Genomic DNA, 18,598 nt, shown 5'->3' on the forward strand with positions numbered 1-18,598 from the left:
GCGTCAATCAGGATGGGAACGCGGGGGCACCGTTAGCGAGCAAATCCTGCGAAGGAGATAGAGGGAAATACCGTCCAGTATATGGACTTCAGGTTATGCGTGTTTAGCGGCGCTCTGGTGGCTGTTTTTTACGTTCACGTCTCTCGAAGCGACGCGATACCCGTACGAGATCATCCTTCAAGGTATGAACGCTCGCTTTGTGGGCGTTGTGCGACACCATCGCGATGACATCCTTGATCAGGTTGATCAAACGACCGCCACGTTGATCTTTCAAGGCTGTGCTATCGCTTGTGTAGGTCACCCGCCAGCCGGCGTCGCGCGCCACATAGCAGCAGGCCTCGACAACAAGAATACGACGGCTATCGCGTTCCTTGGTGCGATCGTCAGGTTGCAAGATGCGTTGGGCATCGTCGAGGCTTACGATTGTAACGCCGTCATGGTGCATCTCGTGCCTGGTGGGGGCGCCAGAGTTTGAGCGCGAGACAACCGCCTCTTCCGCCACGCGGACGTCGCACCCAAAACCGTCGAACAAGGCATTGGCTTCAGCGGCATCGAGTTGCTTGTCCCGGTTGCGCTTGCCAAGTTTGCGGTTCCTTAGGCGCCGTGCCGCAGTTGTGCGACTGATCGATACGAGACTGACTTGAGATTCAATGTCGAGGGCATATCCGACCAGCCGAGAAAGTTCGCGGATCTGTTCTATCGTCAGGCTGTGTCGATCAGATAGCTCTCGGATCTGGTCCTCATTGAACGCGCCCTTGTCGCCATAATCATGGAGTTTAAACGGCATCGATGCCTGCGTAATGTGATCGCGGTGCGGGTAGATCGCGAAATCTTCATCTGCCGCCTGCGTGGGTTGATCCTCAGTGTTTCTTTTTGTTGGTTTGCTCATCCGGTCGCTCCCTCGGTCCTCAGCATGCATCACCGCATGGCCCGCCTCCATCGAGAACAAAACATGATCATTGGGAGAGTTATAGTCAAGGCGAGGCCCAAAGCAGGCCCGTCCGCAAGTTCTGGTGCAATCAATGCACTTGGTTAAACTCCCGCAAAACCCGGAAGGCTCGATGCGTGTTCCCAATCACGGAACACCGCCTTTGCCTTCGGTTTACACCCGTCGCTTCTCCAGGCATCCGCGCACGAAAAAAGAGCGATGGCCACGGTATGCCTGCGCACCGGCCGCCAAGCCAGGAACACGATCCGGGGACTACCCCACCCCGCGCCGACGCGGCTCCTTCTGGCCCGGCGCAGAAACACGACTACGGAACCCACCGGCCGAGCAAATCGATGCCAATGCACGATATGACGGATCGGGGACTGCTGCGGCCACAATAGCCAACGCAGGGCAGGTGCAAAGCCTGCGGGGAAGCGGCTGGCCACCGTCAAAAGGCATCGTGTGGATACGGATCTGAAAGTGAAGGGCCTTCCACCGTATAGCGGGGGGAAGGAGCGGGGGCCGGATATTGTCTGATGAAAACTTCACCCACGCATGGATGACGCATTGATGCTGATCCAAGCTGCCCAAATCACCGTGGCTTACATCATGGCGTTGCTGGCAGACGAAGACGGCATTGGAGCCAGAGGCCATGCTGCCGCACAGTGACTACCGCGTTTGTCCAAAGGATAGTCCCTTTGCTTTCAGTGTTTTTTCCCGCTTGGCGGCCCGCGACTTTCCAGGCATCCTCAACAGCATGGCATTTGGCGTTTTTATTCACCGCACAGATTCAATCTATGATGACGTCCCTTCGGAACGATACCAGTTTCCGAAGCAATACCTGTCGCGCGCACAGCAATGTGAAGGTGACTGGATCGTTTATCTTGAGCCTAGCAAGGTCAGGAATACCAAGGGATACTTCGCTGTTGCGAAAGTACAAGAGATCATAGCCGATCCAAGAAACGCCGACATGCACTTGGCCATCATTGAGCCCGGAACCTACCTCGACTTCGGTGATCCGGTCCCTTTTCGCGATGCTGATGATGTCGTTGAGCAGGGCCTATTGAACGACAACGGAAAAATATCAGGCCGTGCCCAGGCCGCCGTTCGGGAACTTTCTCCGATGGACTTCTCTCGGATTGTCGAACGTGGCTTGGGGCAAGATCATGATATTCTGCCAAGGGTTGATCAAGCCAGTCAGCCGGGTGATTTTCAGGAAACGCATGCGCCGTTCGCGCATCTATCTGCTCGTGATCGTGTCAATCAATTGACCAACCGCGTCGTCCGTGATCGCAACTTCAGAAAGACCGTGCTTCGCGCCTACGGTGAACGCTGTGCGATTACAGGGCTCCGCCTTATCAATGGTGGCGGAAGGGCCGAGGCGGAGGCCGCGCATATCCGGCCTGTCGAGTATGATGGTCCTGACATCGTCAGCAACGGTCTCGCGCTATCGGGAACCGCCCACTGGATGTTTGATCGCGGTCTGGTAGGGCTGGCCGAAGATCTGACCATACTCGTCTCTCGGCAAAGCAATGATCTGGATGCCGTAAAGGGTCTGATCAATAGGTCAGGCAAGCTCTGTGTTCCTGAACGTCCAGCAAACCGGCCAAGGCCGGAGTTTCTGACTTGGCACAGAGAAAACTGCTTCAAGCATTAGGGGTGCCCTCACCGGCCATTCGTCACCACAGCGCAGCCTAGCGGGAGCGGACATAAAGCGGCTGTACAGCCCCAATCGTCCCTACCAACGCCGCTCGTTTCGGTTATTGGGGGAACCAACCATCAGGAGCACGAAAATTGGCAGTCTCACAAACCCTATCGGAACTGGTTCACACCGCGCAGATTACAGCAAAGTCTTCCCAAGATCGGATTTCAGAAATTCTGAAACTCGCCGAGGGTCAAACCCTGTCCACTGCACAAATCAAAGAGATGACATCCGAAACACGCGCGATTGAACTGGCCGCAGTGGATATTTTCACCGTGTTTGAAGCACGCATGCAGCGCCATTTCAAACGTGGCCCGCTATCGCGTAAAGTAAAAGAAGCGCTCTTGGCTGCCGGGAATGCCCATCTCGCGGATAGACTTCACCAGTACTATCTTGCGATCAACGTATTGAAGCATGGGACGGGCGCGAGCTATCGCGAACTGCTGAACAACAAAAGTACACTCATCGTTGTGACACGTACGGCCGATACAGCTGACAAATCACAAGACGTGCCCACAAGTTTGATTGATGTCACGCCTGCGCCCTTTTTTGACGGGTTGGCAGAGACCATCCTTGAGGCCAGCCATTTTTTAGAGAATAGATGAGGTCCGTAGTCATTAACGGCCCATTCCGGCCATTTACCTTGCCGCTCCAATGCTGTGGTGCGGCCCGTCGAAGCTGCCACTCGTACATCGCGCAGCATTCGTCGACTGAATCGTCAGTCAGCGAACAAACCAATCTTTAAATTCCTTCACGACTTCCTGTTTTTTGCTTATGCTGCATCGCAGAAAGAGGCGTAGGCATGAGTGTTATCCTGATCTTTTTGGCGCTGGCTCTACTGATCGCAGGGGCATGGCGCGGTATATCTGTCCTGGTCCTTGCACCAGTGCTCGCGACGCTTGCTGCATTTGCATCGGGCGCACCCGTTCTTGCGGGCTATACGCAGATCTTCATGCAAGCAGCGGGGACGTTTGTGATCGCCTTCTTTCCGTTGTTCTTGCTGGGTGCGCTTTTTGGCAAGGTGATGGAAGCATCAGGTGCCGCAGCGCGTTTGGCCAGTGCGATTGCATTGGCCCTGGGTGCGAAAAACGCGATCCTCGCGGTTGTTCTGGCCTGTGCCCTGCTGACCTATGGCGGTGTATCGTTGTTCGTGGTGGCCTTCGCAGCTTGGCCGCTGGCCCACGCGCTTTTCGTGCAAACTGGTCTTCCGCAGCGATTGATCCCCGCCACCATCGCCTTGGGGGCCTTCACGTTCACGATGACGGCCCTGCCCGGCACACCGTCCATCCAGAACGCGATCCCCATGGCGACCTTCGGGACCACAGCCTTTGCGGCCCCCGGACTGGGGCTGATTGCTGGAGCGGTCATGTTGGTGCTCGGTTTGGTCTGGCTGCAATGGCGGGTGCGCAAGCTTACCGGCCACCACGTAGCTGCCGCAACCAATACCCCGACAACCTCCGGAGCATTGCCGCTCTGGAGAGCCGCCACACCGATCCTGTCGGTCGGGGTCGTTACGCTGATCATGGGCAGCGTCGTGCTACCCCTGCTGGATACCGGATATCTGGCTGATCCCGCCTATGGCGCGACCGATTTGTCCCGTTTGCGAGGGCTTTGGTCAGTCATTACGGCACTTGCTGTGGCACTGATCTTGGCCTTGATCCTCAGCCGCCCGCCGCGGGTCATGCAATCCCTGAACGATGGCGCGGAGTCTGCCCTGCTTCCCCTGTTCAACACAGCAAGTCTTGTAGGGTTCGGCGCCGTCATAGCTGCTTTGCCGGGGTTTGACGTCTTCCGGCAAAGCCTTGACGGTTTGGCAGGTGGGAATGCGCTCATCTCAGCGGCGCTATCATCGGCGGCCCTTGCCGGGATCACAGGGTCCGCATCGGGGGGCATGTCAATTGCGCTGGACGTGCTGGGGCCATCAATCATGGCGCAGGCAAGCCTACAGGGCGTTGATCCCGCCTTATTGCATCGTGTGATTGCGGTGGCCACCGGGGGGTTGGATACGCTGCCGCACAATGGCGCTGTCGTCACCCTTCTGGGTATTTGTGGCATGACGCACAGGCAGGCCTATGGCGATATCTTTGTGGTCGCAGTTGTTGTGCCGACCATCGCTTGCGCCTTGATTATCGCGCTTGGCATGGCGTTCGGGAGTTTTTAGGTCTCTGCCGTTCCAAACGGGTGGTCGAGAGGGCTTATGAAGCCATCAGGTTTCACCGCAAGAACGGGGCGTTCGAGCGTATTGATGATGTTTCCGGCGGTATTGCCGATGAACACCCCACTCAGGCCGGTTCTGGCCACTGGTCCCATCACGACAACATCGCATCGGCACCAAGCGCTCGGCTTTGTTCCTGAATGACGGTTTCGGGTATCGCCGAAGCTATCGCAATCTAAAAGACTGGGCCGTCTTCACAGCCCAGAACTGATCTCAAGCACCAGATGCGCGTCGCAGCTCAGCTTCCCTAAACCTGTGCGCTCACGGACTGGCGCTGCCGTTCCGTTCATCAGGTGCCTCGTCCGACCGTCCGTTTTCGGGGACTGTCGGATGAACTTCGGCCTCGGCCTTCTCGGCCTTCTGGCGTTCGGATTCCCGCAGCAGCAGGCGTTCGATCCGCTGCTCGAGAAGGCGCGCTTTTTCATCGCGGGCCGCGATCTCCTGCGACAGGTCACGGTAAAGCGAGACTGCGAGCAGGATCATCAACAGCATGAACGGGAACGCCGCGATGATCGAAACCGTCCGCAAGCTCTCCAGCCCTCCGGCCAGAAGTAGCACCACGACCAGCACCATCTGCAATGAGCCCCAAAGCACCCGCACCGCGCGTGTCGGGTTGAGCACCCCTTTTGACGTGAACATACCAAGCACGAACGTGGCCGAGTCCGCCGAGGTCACAAGGAACATGCCGACAAGCGCGATGGATGCGACGGTCAGCACCCCGCTGGCCGGCAATTGATCGAGCAGGGCATAGAGCCCGGCCGGAACCTCGGTCGCAACGGCGTCGGCGATACCGGCATTCGCGAAGATCTCGAACTGGATAGCCGCCCCGCCGAAGGTTGAAAACCACAGCATACTCAGTGCCACCGGAACGATCATCACGCCCAGAACAAATTCGCGGATGGTTCGCCCACGCGAAATCCGCGCGATGAAACTCCCGACAAACGGCGCCCAGCTCAGCCCCCACGCCCAGTAGAACATGGTCCATTGCTCAACCCACGCACCATCCGAATAAGGCGAGGTGACGAGGCTCATCTGGATGACGTTGCCCAGGTACTCGCCCAAGGTTTGGGTAAAGACCCCGAAGATGAAGGAAGTCGGCCCAAACAGCAGGACCGAGCAAAGAAGCGCAGCCGCAAGCATCATGTTGGCATTGCTCAATAGCCGTACGCCACGGTCCAGAGGCGTCATCGCCGAGAGCGTGAAGAGGATGCCGATAACTGCGAGGATCACCAGTTGCGCCGGGAAGCCGTAGGGGATGCCAGTCAGCTGTGAGACGCCGCTGTTGATCTGCAACGCGCCAAGCCCCAGCGTCGTGGCCACGCCGAAGACCGTCGAGACGACCGTCAGCACGTCAATCGCCTTGCCCCAGCCACCATCCACGCGAGTTCCCAAAAGCGGGCGGAAGGTTTCGCTTATCAAGCCATGGCTTTTGTGGCGAAAGCGGACATAGGCGAGGGCAAGCCCCACCAGCGCAAAAGTCGCCCACTGGTGCAACCCCCAGTGAAAGAAGGCATAGAGCATGCCGCTCTGCGCTGCCTCGGCCGTGCGCGGCAGCCCGGAGCCGATCGGAGGGGCGTTGAAATGCATTATTGGCTCGGCCACGCCCCAAAACACGAGACCAACGCCCATGCCGCCCGAAAAGATCATCGCAAGCCAGCTTTGAAATGAGAACTCAGGCCGCTCGTCCGGGGCCCCCAATCTTATGGTTCCGATCCGCGACAAGCCAAGGAACAACACGAAAAAGACAAATCCCGTCATGACCAGAAGGTACATCCAGCCGACGTTCTCCGCTGTCGCATGCAGCACGGCCTGTGCCACACGCTCAACCGTCGCGGGCGCAATCGCCGCAGCCAGTACGAAGAGCGCGACGATCGCAACCGACACGTGAAAAACGGTGCCGACATCACCAAGTATCGACGTCGAACTGACAGGCCGGCGCATTCGTGTCTCCTATTCTGATTGACATCCCAACCAGTGTGCCGATGCCTTGCGAACGCCTGGCAGCCAAGCGACGCTCCGCCCCGTCGCAGGTCGGGTGGCTTGCGATTTGATATGGCTACTTGTCGTCAATGACTTGCCCGTTCTCGGGAAATCCAACGCAAGGCCGTGATGATCGACCACGCCACTGCCGCCTGGATTGAACCTGCGGCAAATTGGAGGGGTGACGCCGCTTGATGTCGCGGGGAAAGGTGCGACGGTTGAGAAACGATTTTCCGGCTCGCTCCTCTCGAAAAAAAGATCAGCCCAGACGGGAACCTGTATTGCTCAAATTCAGGCAGCCCTGCACAGGCAAGGCCGAACGTCGTGCGGATCAGCGCCGCTTGTCGAGCTTGCCGAACTCGTTGTCCAGCAGCGCGCGCAGTTTCTTCCCCGCGCCGCGCAAAGCCGCTTCGACGTCAGCGTCGCTATGGGTGACGGTCTGCGGCTGCATCCCTTCGGGTCGCGCCTCGATCGTGCACTGAATATCATCCGCACCGCCCTTGGCCCCGTTCACATCGACCAGATGCACCTCGATACGTGACAGGCGATCAGTCAGATGACCCAATGCACTGGTAACGGCTGACTCGGCTATTTGGGCCAGACGCTCATCACCCAGAATGTGGCTGTCGGTGTTGAGCTGGAATTGCACGTCAGATCTCCTCTTTGTTCAGTTCGACGGATATGCGATTAAGGGCCTTTTTACAAGGTTATGATAGCCGATCCCACCGAACACCAAGCGGTGCACACTTTGCGCTTGGACTCGCAACGGTCCTGTGGCGGTGCAGAACATAACCTGACTTTCTGCCACCTGAATGTCTGCTCCCATCAAAACCGAATGAAAGCATCGCACCGGCAGCGAACTACCGCTCTCCGCCCTGCCTGCCGGTCGTGCTCCGTGAAGATGCCCGTATCAATCTGTCGTGCAGATCTGGTTCGGGGTCACTGTACCTCCTACGTTTTTTCGCAGGTCCGGATGTAACCGACCTTATGAGACGTTCTGTTTGGTGGATAGGCGTTGCTTGGGACCATCAAATCCGCCTAAGCTTACAACTCAAAGTATTTAACTGATTTGCTTCCTTGGGGTGGATCGAGCTGTCTGGATTTGACCGTATGGAGAAGCGATCGTTAAGCGAAAGGGACATCTGCACAAAGTTCATCACGCCTGCGTTGCGATCTGCTGGATGGGACGAAGTAAGTCAAATTCGCGAAGAGGTAAGCTTTACGAAAGGTCGGATCATCGTCCGGGGCAGGATGGTGAGCCGTGGTGAGGGGAAGCGCGCTGACTACATCTTGTCCGTAAAACCCAATATTCCGATTGCCATAATCGAGGCTAAAGATAACCGGCAGGCCATCGGAGCTGGTTTGCAGCAGGGGCTAGGGTATGCAGAAACCCTGAATATTCCTTTTGTGTTCTCGTCGAACGGCGATGGCTTCGTTTTCCATGATTTGACCGGTATGTCCGATACGGTCGAGCAAACCCTCACTTTGGAAGAGTTTCCGAGTCCGGACGAGCTATGGCAACGTTACTGCCTTTGGAAAGGTCTGACACCGGAAGGTGCGGCCATCGCGCTTCAAGATTATCATGACGACGGATCAGGAAAAGAGCCACGTTATTATCAAGTAAACGCGGTGAATGCGACCATCGAGGCCATGGCCAAGGGGCAGGACCGCGTGCTGCTTGTCATGGCCACTGGAACAGGCAAGACTTATACCGCCTTTCAGATCATCTGGCGGTTCCGTCAGGCATACCCTGGCAAACGCATTCTCTTCTTGGCAGATCGCAACGTCTTGATCGACCAAACCATGGTGAATGACTTCCGGCCGTTTCTTGGCAAGATGGCAAAGCTTTCGACGCAATCTAGGACGATTGAGCGAGCAGACGGATCGAAAACTGATGTGACCCTCGCGCTGGATAAAAAGCGTAGGATAGACACTTCCTACGAAATCTATATGGGGCTGTATCAGGCGATCACTGGTCCTGAAGAAAGCCAGAAACTGTATCGGGAATTTTCCAAAGACTTTTTTGACCTGATCATCATCGACGAATGCCACCGTGGCAGTGCAGCTGATGACTCTGCTTGGCGGGAGATACTCGATCACTTCTCGGCAGCCACCCAAATTGGCCTGACTGCCACACCGAAAGAAACAGAATATGCGTCAAACATCGGATACTTTGGTGATCCGGTATACAGCTACACCTTGAAGCAAGGTATCCGAGATGGATTTCTTGCCCCCTACAAGGTCATCAAAGTTCACATTGATCGAGATATTCAAGGCTATCGCCCGGAAAAGGGCCAGCTTGACCGCGACGGTGAGGAGATCGAGGACCGGATATATAACGTCAAGGATTTTGATCGCACGCTGGTTCTTGATGATCGCACCAAACTTGTCGCACAAAAGGTCACTGAGTTCTTGCGTGACAGCGGCGACCGTATGGCCAAGACCATCATATTTTGTGTCGACCAGGAACATGCAGCACGGATGCGACAGGCTTTGGTCAATCAAAACGCTGATCTAGTTGCAGCAAACCATCGCTATGTCATGCGCATTACTGGCAATGACAAAGAAGGGATCGACCAGCTGGGGAACTTTATAGACCCAGAAGCGGCTTATCCTGTAATCGTGACCACATCCCGCCTTTTGTCCACCGGTGTTGATGCCCAGACCTGCCGCTTGATCGTGCTGGACCGCGAGGTTGGTTCAATGACCGAGTTCAAACAAATCGTCGGTCGCGGCACGCGGGTGCATGAAGATACCCGCAAGCTCTACTTTACCTTAATGGATTTCCGAGGCGCTTCGAGCCATTTTGCTGATCCTGTTTTTGATGGGGAACCGGTCCAGATTTACAGTCCTGGACCAGATGAACCGATCACACCGCCTGATGAAACGCCCACCCCTGGTGATGAAACAACGACGGCAGAACCCGTTGATCCCAACGAAACGGTCGTGATTGACCCAGGCAACGCGAACTTAGGGCATGTCGGCACGTCGGGTCCAAAACCAAAAATCTATGTTGACGGCATCGGTGCACTGATCGTGGCCGAGCGTGTAGAATACTTGGACGAGCAGGGTAGGCTGGTCACTGAATCCTTACGTGATTTCACCCGAAAGGCATTTCAACGCCATTTCGTCAGCCTTGATGAGTTTTTGCGCCGATGGAACGGCACCGAACGCAAACAGGCGCTCTTTGAGGAACTCGCAGCAGAAGGTATCCCACTGGAAGCTATCGCGCAGGAATTGAACCTCGACCTCGACCCGTTCGACCTAATCTGTCATATCGCTTTCGATGCCAAACCCCTCACTCGCAAAGAACGTGCCGAAAGCGTCAAGAAACGCGACGTATTCACCAAATATGGCCCGCAGGCCAAGGTCGTTCTCGAAGCCCTGTTGGAAAAATACGCCGATGAGGGCGTCATGAACCTCGATGATCTTGGCGTACTGAAGATCGCACCATTCACTAGCATGGGAAGTGTGGTTGAACTCGTTAACGCTTTCGGTGGAAAACCCGGATTCGAACAGGCCGTCCACGACCTGCAAACTGCTATTTACGAAGAAAGCGCATAATCAATGTCCGTCCGTACCCTCGTTAAATCCATCCAAGACATCATGCGTAAAGACACCGGCGTGGATGGTGATGCTCAGCGCATCAGCCAATTGTGCTGGATGTTTTTTCTTAAGATTATTGATGATCAGGATCAGGAACTTGAACTGACCAAGGACAACTACACCTCGCCCATCCCCGATGCCTTGCAATGGCGCGCTTGGGCGGCGGACCCGGAGGGGATCACGGGCGACACGCTTTTGGATTTTGTCAACAATACCCTGTTCAGCGAACTCAAATCCCTTCCCACTGCCGCTGGCCCCCGCGCCAAGGTCGTACGCGATGTGTTCGAGGATGCCTATAACTACATGAAATCCGGCCAGCTGATGCGGCAGATGATCAACAAGATCAACGAGGTCGACTTCAACAATCTGACCGAACGCCAGCACTTCGGCGACATCTACGAGCAAATCCTGAACGATCTGCAAAACGCTGGCAACGCGGGCGAATATTACACCCCGCGCGCCGTCACCGCCTTTATGGTGCAGCAGATCGATCCCAAGCCCGCCGAAATCATCTTTGACCCCGCTTGCGGCACCGGTGGCTTTCTGACCTGCGCCATGCGCCACATGCGCGAAAATTACGTCAGACGCCCCGAGCATGAGGCCCTGATGCAGGGCGCCCTGCGCGCTGTGGAAAAGAAACCGCTGCCTCACATGCTCTGTGTCACCAACATGTTGCTGAACGGCGTGGAAGAACCGGACTTCGTACGTCACGACAACACTCTGGCCCGCCCGCTGGTTAGCTGGACCCGCGATGAACGCGTCGACATCGTGCTGACCAACCCGCCCTTCGGTGGCAAAGAAGAGGACGGGATTGAGAGCAACTTCCCCACCTTCAAGACACGCGAAACCGCCGATCTTTTCCTTGCCCTGATCATCCGCCTGCTCAAACCAGGTGGCCGCGCCGCCGTGGTCCTGCCCGATGGCTCGCTCTTTGGCGAAGGCATCAAAACACGGCTCAAGGAACACCTTATGGAGGAATGCAACCTGCACACCATCGTGCGGCTGCCCAACTCGGTCTTCAAACCCTATGCCTCCATCGGCACCAACCTGCTGTTCTTTGAAAAGGGCACGCCCACGCAGGACATCTGGTACTGGGAACACAAGGTGCCAGAGACGCAGAAAGCCTATTCGATGACCAAGCCGATCCGGCTGGAGCATCTGGATGACTGTGCAGCATGGTGGGGTGGGGCCGCGCGCGAGGGGCGGGTCGAAGGCGCGCAGGCGTGGAAGGTCACGGCAGACGAGATCAAGGCGCGCGGCTATAACCTTGACGTGAAGAACCCCCATACAGTGGCCGAGGATCACGGCGACCCCGAAACCCTGCTGGCCGATCTGATAGCGGCAGAGGCCGAGACAGCCGCGCTGCGCGATCAGTTGAAAGCCATCATGACCGAGGCGCTGGCGCGATGAAGGCAGATCGCCTGTTAGAGCTCTATGAAGAGATCAGCGACGCGTCTGATGCCATCGCGCGGCTCAGAGATGTTGTTTTGGAAGTCGGTGTCAGAGGGAAACTGAATGAACAAGACGACGCGGAAACCGTTTCGCCAGAGTTCTTAAATGAAACAAGTGACCCAAAGTTTCCAGCCAATTGGCGGACCCTAAATTTTGGCAAATACTGCAACATCGAAGGAGGCAACCAACCTCCCAAAAGTCAATTTGTCGACACACCGCGCGACGGCTACGTTCGCCTCTTTCAGATCCGAGATCTTGGTGAGCGACCCGTCCCGGTTTTCATCCCCGAGACATCAACGAAACGCTTTTCTGTCGAAGGTGAAATCCTCATCGGTCGCTACGGTGCGTCTGTCGGTAAGGTTTTTTGGGCGCAGAACGGCGCTTATAACGTTGCGCTCGCCAAGTTCATCTTTCCAGCAAATGCGTTTTTGCCAGACTTTGCTTTTCGGCTATTAAAGTCCTCATTTTTTCAGAAAGCCTTAGAAGGTGCCAGCCGAACCGCTCAGGCAGGTTTCAACAAGGGTGATCTAGCCCACATTGATTTTCCCCTCCCACCCCTCGCAGAGCAGCACCGGATCGTGGCTAAGGTCGATGAACTCATGGCGCTGTGTGATCAGTTGGAACAGGCCCGTGCGGGGCGCGAGGCCGTGCGGGATCGGCTGACCACCGCCAGCCTCGCCCGCCTGACCGCGCCCGACAACGATGCAGAAACCTTCCAATCCCACGCCCGCTTTGCTCTGCAATCCCTCCCCACACTCACCACCCGCCCCGACCAAATCAAACCCCTCCGCCAAACCATCCTGAACCTTGCCGTGCGGGGGAAACTGGTGGCGCAAGACGCAGCGGACGAACCGGCGGCTGAACTTTTGAAGCGGATTGCGCAGGAGAAGGCGCGGCTGGTCAAGTCGGGGCAAATTAAAGATCGCACATCGCCGCGCCGAAATGGTGATGCAGCAGAATTGTCAGTTCCTCAGGGCTGGGTTGTTTCCAATCTTCAAACGATTTGCACGTCTGTTACCGACGGGGATCACCTTCCCCCTCCAAAAGCAGAACAAGGCGTCCCATTCTTGGTCATTGGAGATGTAAGAACTCAAACCATAGAGTTCTCTGGTAACCGCTTTGTTTCACAGGAATACTACGATGCGCTTGACTCAATTAGGCGACCACGGGCAGGCGATCTGCTTTATACACTGGTCGGCTCATACGGTATTCCAGTGATCGTGAGAGACGACCGCGCTTTCTGCGTCCAAAGGCACATAGGTATTTTGCGCCCATCAAAACAAGTTGATTTGGGGTTTCTCGCCCGTGTCATGGAAAGTCAGTTCATTTTTGATCAGGCCACAGAATGTGCGACAGGTATCGCGCAAAAAACCGTGCCTCTTTCCGGTCTTCGGAACATCGCCATCCCCCTCCCACCCCTCGCCGAACAACACCGCATCGTGGCAAAGGTCGATGCCCTAATGGCCCTCTGCGATCAGCTGGAGGCCAGCCTCACCACCGCCACCACCACCCGTCAACGCCTCCTCACCGCCCTCCTGCACGAAGCGCTCGAGCCTGCCACACTTGAACTGGAAGCCGCAGAATGACACTGAAGACTGCAGATGCCGAATGTCTTCTTTCCGCGCGGCTGGGTGAACCTGCCAAGGCCCCGACCGACTATGTGATCGGTTTCCGCACCCGTACCGGCAAAGTGCTGGCGATGCACAGGCAGGCCAGTGAAACCCGCCTATGGTTTCAACCACCGATGCCTCCGGCGATGGATGGGGTTAATTTGTTGGCAGATGTCAGCAACGGCAATTCCAATATCAACGGCCCGCTTTCGCCGCTTGCCCGCCCAGACACACTTCGTGTCGAGATTGATGGCCCTGCGGCCTTGCAGCGTTTTGTGGACTGGTACGAAGGCGGCATCATTCCAACTGTCCTTCCGGGCAATTCGCTAATCCGCCCATAATGTCAGAGCCATCATTTGGTCCTTCCTTTGCCAATGAGAAGTTCTTCTGATGTTCGGTCAAGGTCAATGCGCCCTCCCGCAACCAAAATATCACAATAAATCAGTCACTTAAAACATGACAGATTTACTTGTGTATAAGCCCCCCACTTTCTGGTCAACGCCTGGTCAACATTCTTCGTGTCCTCTTGAGGCGAATAAGGTTCATCGCGTTCACATAGGCAGATTATCACGAAAGCGGTCCATCTGGTGCATCAGCTCGTGCAGGATCGTCACGTTACCGACGTCCCCGTCCGACAAACGCCGCCAGTACACGAAATGATGCGCGTGTCGGAAGTAAAAGCCCTCCACCCCGAACACGGCTGGGATGGGGTGGGACGCGACGCCATGGCTGTCGATCTGCCCGAACGCTTCGAAGAGGTCGGTGATGTAGCGATCTGCCTGGTCGGCGCCCCAGCGGTTGCGTGTGTAGTGGTAGATCTCGTCAAGCCGCAGCGATGCCGACTCCTGGACGCGAATGGCCACGTCGTTAGGCCCGGTTCCTGGCAATGACCTCTGCGGCGGTCAATGAGCTGTAGCTTTCCTCGGGAGCTGCGAACGCCCGTGTCAGCTCAGCCTTCAGACGATCAAAAGCCTCCATCTCGGCCCGCTCCTTGTCTCGCCTGATCAGGTCGCGTACGTATTCGCTGATGTTCTCATAGGAGCCGTTCTCGCCCACGTTCGACGCCACGAACTCACTCAGCGCGCCGCTGATGCGGACAGTCATCGTTGTAGTTTGGGACATGGTGACCTCCGCCCTCCGGTCTTCAAGATAAGCAATATTGAATGCATTGACAAGCGTGACCCTAACGCGAGTTTGCGTCCCCGGGTCTTGGGGCGGCGCGTTGACGATGAGGCCTAGTTCGTGAAGCGGTAGCGCACGCCTCAGGTTAGCCGTGCGATCATGCCCTCTTCGATACTCCAACGTGATTACACCTACTGCCAACGGTACATGGGCCGTGCATGCCCATTCAGCCACTTTGAGAGCGGTCGAAGTGGTGGAAATCGACATGTTTTGAAGTTGTCGGCGAACAGACCGGTCAATGCGCCCAGGCTTGACGATCCATCTGTTGAAACCTGAGCCATGTCCGCGTAGACTACTTAGTCATACTGGAGGAGCATGATGACCCACAAAACCACCCTGAGCTTTACCGACCGGCACCATCGTTTCTTGACGGAGAAAGTCGGTGAGGGCGTGTTTGCCTCACAAAGTGCGGCCGTTGCCGCAGCGCTTGAGCAGATGATCCGTGATGAAGAGGAGCGGGCTATCCTGCTTGATGGTATGGTCGACGAAATTCGGGCGAGGATGCAAACTTCGCGCGACGAATATGTTGAACCTGCGCCTGCTTTTGCGGCCGCGCGTCAAGCCATCTGAGCGCCGCGCGCAAGATGAAATACCGTATCCGGTTCCACCCGGCCGTCGCGGACGATCTGAAATCGATCGCGGAAATGATCGCCAGTTATGCGGGGTCGCAAGCGGCCGAGCGTCGCTTGTCTGAGATTGAGGAAGTTGTATTCAGCCTCGCGGACACGCCGCACAAGGGCAGCATCCGAGCGGAGATAGCTCCGGGCCTTCGCGCCATTCCTGCAGGCAGGAAGGCAGTGGTTGCCTTCACGGTCGATGATGCCACGCGAACGGTTTTCGTACATGTCGTCGGCTACGCTGGTTCCAACTGGGTTCAGCGAACATCATCACGAGGACAATAACTGTGGCTCGGCGTCCCGCACATAAATGGGCCTTCAAGTCGGGCATGCGTGCCGGTGCGTACAGCTGGCGCTCCTCGGCAAAGGCTATCGACAGGCTAAAGTCCGCCAGTGCCGAAATCCGGGCGGTGGCCCGCTCGGAACCTGTGATCGCCGCCGAGGGCGTCATTGCGCTGGCCCAACGCATTTGGCCAGCTTTTGAGCATATCGACACATCCTCCGGGGCGCTCGGCACAGCGGTCCGGAGGACGCTTGATGAGCTTTTGCCAATCTTGATTGATGCGCCGGCCGATAAGAACACCCGGACGAAATGGCTGGAGCTTCTGCGTGAGGCGATCCTCGATGACGGCGTTGATTACCTCGCACCGATCGCGGATCGATTTGGTGAAATCGCGGCTTTCCCGGCTTTGATGAACCTGCATGCTGACCGTGATCTCGATCTCATCCAGGCCGCATGGTCGGATCACGTACGTTATGCACATGTTCCGACGGCGACCTTGACGCTGTCCTGCCTGCTCGAGGCAGGGCGTTTCGCTGAGCTTCTAGATTTGCTGGCGATCAAGAAGACCCATCTGTGGTTTGACGAAAAGTTCGGCGCTGAGGCCCTGTTGCGTCAAGGGCGTGAGGATGAAGCCTTGGCCTACGCGGAGGCACTTCTTGCCGATGACCGCCAGCCTTGGGGGCGTCGAGACATTGCCCGCTTTTGTGAAAAGATCCTGGTCCGCCAAGGCCGTGAGGAGGATGCCTATCGTCGATTTGGTCTACCCACCGCCTCGGGTAATACCTATCTCGCCATTTGGCGTGATCTCGTGAAGCGCTACCCAGACCTCGACGCCCGGATGATCCTCGAGGATTTGATCGCTGCTCACGGTTCAAAAGGGAAATGGTTTGCCGCGGCAAAGACGGCGAGGTTCCTGGATATCGCGCTGGATTGCGCCGCTCAACATGACGCGGCACCGGCAACCTTGATCCGCGCGGCCCGGGACCTGAAGCTCAAGGAGCCCGATTTTGCCGCCCAGGTTGCCGTATGTGCGGTCTGGCATCTCGTTCAAGGCCGCGGTTATGAACCGTCGCCGTTGGACATTGATGAAGCTGTCGAGCACTTGATGGTTGCCGCGGGACGCATTGGCGCGTCTGACTGGGCACTGCAGGAGCTGCACCGCATGTCAAGTTCACCCAGATCAGTGGGCCTCATGGCGGATCGGTTGGCGCGTGTGCTCTCTGTGATGGACGAATCCAGAAATAAGCCATGAGGGCGATGTCGTCTGACCCGCTGGTCCCAGCCTCACGGGCAAGTTGAGGATAGTCCTCAGGCTGGCGACCCGTGCATTCCACTTGGCGGCCTAAAGAACAACGAGCGGATCACGGCAGTCAGCTTGTGCATGTGATCAAACGGCATTGCCAAGTTGTTGGCCGCGTGTCGTAAGGTGTTGCTGGTCTGCAAATTACGCCACCATCTCGATGGTGTATTCTGCCCAGAGGCTGAATGCGTCAGCTCGGACGTGGTGGTATGAGTTTGCGGTGAGTTGAAATCGGCGGGGTCGGAAAATCAGATTGATCTGATCGTGAGCGGACAGAAATCTCTGAGCCTGTCGATGTGACTTGAACCGGCCGAATATCTTCTCTCGCTTCCGGGTCGGCCTGTGTGATCCTTCGATGGCATTGTTCAATCCCTTGTGGGCGCGGTGGTCACCCAACTTTAACACTTCAGGGTGTTAAAGTTGGGGGATCTGAAGTTAGAATTTTCTAGCCAACGAGCAGATGTGAAGATTTCAACGATTCATAGTTATAAAGGCTTCGGCTCTAGTAGGTTGGTGGTGGTGGTGCGACAGAAAAGCTCTCCAAGGCACGTTTTTGCAGCTCTAAGTCGCATAAAAGGTTCTCCTCTTGGGCAGTCACTCTACGTGATGTCCGCAAACCAAGATATGAACAAATTTTATAAGAATAACTTTCCAAATTGATCGATCTGGCTCATAGATTGTTTTGGGATAAGTAATGTTCGTCCTGCTACCGCGACCATCAGCCAACGCCCACGTGGAAGCATTGTGGAAGCAAGAGGGGACAAAGTGCTGCCAGTTTCTGCGCAATCCTGTGGAGGGTGCCTATGGGGCAGGGGCCTCCAACTGGCGGAAATGGCGAAGTAAAACGCAAGTCAAAGCAATTGTTCGTTGTTTGTCCGCAACGGCTCATAACCTGAAGGTCGTAGGTTCAAATCCTACTCCCGCAACCAAAAACTTCGAATTAACAGTCGCTTAGAAGCCACCCTAACGGGTGGTATTTTGCGTTCAACATTTTGGAAGCACTGCGGAAGCAAGAGATTTCGTAGTTGGGAGTAATGTCGCGTGCCAATGGCTTCAAGATATCTGGCTCCGGACACAAGTAGACGCAGTCTTACAATCTGGCTAACTTTCCATGCTACATCGAACTGGCCGAGTCCAAGGATGATTGGTCGATTACCAACCTGCAACTGAAACTGATCAAGATCGGGGCACGTGTCGTCCGTCACGCACTCGCCATCCCCTTCCAGCTTGGCCGAGGTTGCCGTCACCGGCCCAGTGGTACGCGCCATCTTCGCTGCCATCCGCCGATTGCGAGCGCCACCGCTATGCGCATGACCGCGATCCGGACCTAAACTGATCGAAAGCGGCAGGATAGGTATATCCGCTGCGCTGAAAAAACATCGCGGCCGAGCCGGGATGCTGCGGCCTCTCAGCCTGATCCGCACAACTCTGGGCGTTTGCGCGACCACAGACGCCGCTGGGGGCGGAAAATACTTGTTCACCTGGCACAATTAGGCAATCTTGACATCAGACGGTAGGCCACTTGGGGAATGTCGGCTTGAGCACAATCAGATTGGCCGCGCTAGTCCTGGTACGCGCGGTTATCATCGAAAAACCAGGTTTAACGGGAGAATAGAATGAAGTTTACGAAACCAATTCTGACGACAATGGCCCTGAGCCTGTCCGCCACAACGTCGCTTGCTGACGGGCATATGGCATCGGACATGACACTGGTTAGCTGGGG

At 56.3% G+C, this 18,598-nt stretch carries 16 protein-coding genes and 2 pseudogenes; 11 read left to right on the forward strand and 7 right to left on the reverse strand.

Annotation, left to right across the window (positions count from 1 at the left end; all coding sequences use genetic code 11):
- Positions 1 to 103: 103 nt before the first annotated feature.
- A complete protein-coding gene (locus VGP75_RS15000) occupies positions 104 to 889 on the reverse strand; it encodes a hypothetical protein (RefSeq protein WP_327544431.1) in 786 nt (261 codons plus the stop codon).
- Between the two features lie 796 nt (positions 890 to 1,685).
- On the opposite strand from VGP75_RS15000, the gene VGP75_RS15005 reads away from it, so the two are divergent.
- The 3 genes from VGP75_RS15005 (at position 1,686) to VGP75_RS15015 (ending at position 4,791) form a co-directional block, all read left to right on the forward strand.
- Positions 1,686 to 2,585 carry an HNH endonuclease gene (locus VGP75_RS15005; RefSeq protein ID WP_414727811.1) on the forward strand — a complete coding sequence of 300 codons (900 nt, stop codon included), beginning with the start codon at positions 1,686 to 1,688 and terminating at the stop codon, positions 2,583 to 2,585.
- A 137-nt stretch (positions 2,586 to 2,722) separates the two neighbouring features.
- Positions 2,723 to 3,235, forward strand: a complete 513-nt coding sequence (locus VGP75_RS15010) for a hypothetical protein (RefSeq protein ID WP_327544433.1) — start codon at positions 2,723 to 2,725, stop codon at positions 3,233 to 3,235.
- A 197-nt stretch (positions 3,236 to 3,432) separates the two neighbouring features.
- A complete protein-coding gene (locus VGP75_RS15015) occupies positions 3,433 to 4,791 on the forward strand; it encodes a GntP family permease (RefSeq protein WP_327544434.1) in 1,359 nt (452 codons plus the stop codon).
- Here VGP75_RS15015 and VGP75_RS15020 read toward each other — a convergent pair.
- From VGP75_RS15020 to VGP75_RS15030, 3 genes are all read right to left on the reverse strand, one after another.
- Positions 4,788 to 4,931 carry a hypothetical protein gene (locus VGP75_RS15020; protein WP_327544435.1) on the reverse strand — a complete coding sequence of 48 codons (144 nt, stop codon included), beginning with the start codon at positions 4,929 to 4,931 and terminating at the stop codon, positions 4,788 to 4,790. The two genes, VGP75_RS15015 and VGP75_RS15020, sit on opposite strands and share 4 nt — an antisense overlap.
- Before the next feature lie 175 nt (positions 4,932 to 5,106).
- On the reverse strand, positions 5,107 to 6,786 hold the full coding sequence (locus tag VGP75_RS15025) for a BCCT family transporter (protein ID WP_327544436.1): 1,680 nt from the start codon (positions 6,784 to 6,786) through the stop codon (positions 5,107 to 5,109).
- 370 nt (positions 6,787 to 7,156) lie between these two features.
- Entirely contained in the window at positions 7,157 to 7,474 is a 318-nt protein-coding gene (locus VGP75_RS15030) for an HPF/RaiA family ribosome-associated protein (RefSeq protein ID WP_327544437.1), read from the reverse strand.
- 461 nt (positions 7,475 to 7,935) lie between these two features.
- Between VGP75_RS15030 and hsdR the strand changes: the two genes are divergently transcribed.
- Genes hsdR through VGP75_RS15050 form a run of 4 tightly spaced genes read left to right on the forward strand, consistent with a single transcriptional unit; the run spans position 7,936 to position 13,834 of the window.
- A complete protein-coding gene (hsdR, locus tag VGP75_RS15035; protein ID WP_327544438.1) occupies positions 7,936 to 10,389 on the forward strand; it encodes an EcoAI/FtnUII family type I restriction enzme subunit R in 2,454 nt (817 codons plus the stop codon).
- A gap of 3 nt (positions 10,390 to 10,392) precedes the next feature.
- Positions 10,393 to 11,841, forward strand: a complete 1,449-nt coding sequence (locus VGP75_RS15040; protein WP_327544439.1) for a class I SAM-dependent DNA methyltransferase — start codon at positions 10,393 to 10,395, stop codon at positions 11,839 to 11,841.
- The gene (locus tag VGP75_RS15045; protein WP_327544440.1) at positions 11,838 to 13,469 is read left to right on the forward strand and encodes a restriction endonuclease subunit S; all 1,632 of its coding nucleotides are present in this window, start codon (positions 11,838 to 11,840) and stop codon (positions 13,467 to 13,469) included. Before VGP75_RS15040 ends, VGP75_RS15045 begins: the two co-directional genes overlap by 4 nt.
- Positions 13,466 to 13,834: a hypothetical protein gene (locus VGP75_RS15050; RefSeq protein ID WP_327544441.1), complete on the forward strand. Its 369-nt coding sequence runs from the start codon at positions 13,466 to 13,468 to the stop codon at positions 13,832 to 13,834. The genes VGP75_RS15045 and VGP75_RS15050 overlap by 4 nt, the downstream gene beginning before the upstream one ends.
- Before the next feature lie 210 nt (positions 13,835 to 14,044).
- Here the strand turns inward: VGP75_RS15050 and VGP75_RS15055 are convergent, their stop codons facing one another.
- Both VGP75_RS15055 and VGP75_RS15060 read right to left on the reverse strand, forming a co-directional pair.
- The gene (locus tag VGP75_RS15055; protein WP_327544442.1) at positions 14,045 to 14,356 is read right to left on the reverse strand and encodes a type II toxin-antitoxin system RelE/ParE family toxin; all 312 of its coding nucleotides are present in this window, start codon (positions 14,354 to 14,356) and stop codon (positions 14,045 to 14,047) included.
- 4 nt (positions 14,357 to 14,360) lie between these two features.
- A complete protein-coding gene (locus VGP75_RS15060) occupies positions 14,361 to 14,615 on the reverse strand; it encodes a ribbon-helix-helix domain-containing protein (protein ID WP_327544443.1) in 255 nt (84 codons plus the stop codon).
- A 378-nt stretch (positions 14,616 to 14,993) separates the two neighbouring features.
- Between VGP75_RS15060 and VGP75_RS15065 the strand changes: the two genes are divergently transcribed.
- Genes VGP75_RS15065 through VGP75_RS15075 form a run of 3 tightly spaced genes read left to right on the forward strand, consistent with a single transcriptional unit; the run spans position 14,994 to position 16,827 of the window.
- Positions 14,994 to 15,245 (forward strand): hypothetical protein, encoded by a 252-nt coding sequence (locus VGP75_RS15065; RefSeq protein ID WP_327544444.1) that lies wholly within the window; start codon positions 14,994 to 14,996, stop codon positions 15,243 to 15,245.
- Positions 15,246 to 15,259: 14 nt separating this feature from the next.
- Positions 15,260 to 15,577, forward strand: coding sequence for a type II toxin-antitoxin system RelE/ParE family toxin (locus tag VGP75_RS15070; RefSeq protein WP_327544445.1), 318 nt, complete (start codon positions 15,260 to 15,262; stop codon positions 15,575 to 15,577).
- A gap of 2 nt (positions 15,578 to 15,579) precedes the next feature.
- Entirely contained in the window at positions 15,580 to 16,827 is a 1,248-nt protein-coding gene (locus VGP75_RS15075) for a hypothetical protein (protein ID WP_327544446.1), read from the forward strand.
- Positions 16,828 to 17,019: 192 nt separating this feature from the next.
- On the opposite strand, the pseudogene VGP75_RS15080 reads toward VGP75_RS15075, so the two are convergent.
- Positions 17,020 to 17,265, reverse strand: a pseudogene (locus VGP75_RS15080) (DDE-type integrase/transposase/recombinase); the annotation flags it as partial.
- 694 nt (positions 17,266 to 17,959) lie between these two features.
- Here VGP75_RS15080 and VGP75_RS15085 point away from each other — a divergent pair.
- Positions 17,960 to 18,189, forward strand: a pseudogene (locus VGP75_RS15085) (transposase); the annotation flags it as partial.
- Positions 18,190 to 18,598: the final 409 nt, after the last annotated feature.

The sequence above is a fragment of the Yoonia sp. genome (assembly GCF_036007805.1).
GTDB lineage: Bacteria > Pseudomonadota > Alphaproteobacteria > Rhodobacterales > Rhodobacteraceae > Yoonia.

Bases quoted from the DNA above. Each gene is read 5' to 3' on its own strand.
- VGP75_RS15005 (WP_414727811.1), top strand. From the start codon at position 1,686: ATGGCATTTGGCGTTTTTATTCACCGCACAGATTCAATCTATGATGAC.
- VGP75_RS15015 (WP_327544434.1), top strand. From the start codon at position 3,433: ATGAGTGTTATCCTGATCTTTTTGGCGCTGGCTCTACTGATCGCAGGG.
- VGP75_RS15045 (WP_327544440.1), top strand. From the start codon at position 11,838: ATGAAGGCAGATCGCCTGTTAGAGCTCTATGAAGAGATCAGCGACGCG.
- VGP75_RS15000 (WP_327544431.1), bottom strand. From the start codon at position 889: ATGAGCAAACCAACAAAAAGAAACACTGAGGATCAACCCACGCAGGCG.
- VGP75_RS15050 (WP_327544441.1), top strand. From the start codon at position 13,466: ATGACACTGAAGACTGCAGATGCCGAATGTCTTCTTTCCGCGCGGCTG.
- VGP75_RS15060 (WP_327544443.1), bottom strand. From the start codon at position 14,615: ATGTCCCAAACTACAACGATGACTGTCCGCATCAGCGGCGCGCTGAGT.
- hsdR (WP_327544438.1), top strand. From the start codon at position 7,936: ATGGAGAAGCGATCGTTAAGCGAAAGGGACATCTGCACAAAGTTCATC.
- VGP75_RS15040 (WP_327544439.1), top strand. From the start codon at position 10,393: ATGTCCGTCCGTACCCTCGTTAAATCCATCCAAGACATCATGCGTAAA.
- VGP75_RS15065 (WP_327544444.1), top strand. From the start codon at position 14,994: ATGACCCACAAAACCACCCTGAGCTTTACCGACCGGCACCATCGTTTC.
- VGP75_RS15025 (WP_327544436.1), bottom strand. From the start codon at position 6,786: ATGCGCCGGCCTGTCAGTTCGACGTCGATACTTGGTGATGTCGGCACC.
- VGP75_RS15070 (WP_327544445.1), top strand. From the start codon at position 15,260: ATGAAATACCGTATCCGGTTCCACCCGGCCGTCGCGGACGATCTGAAA.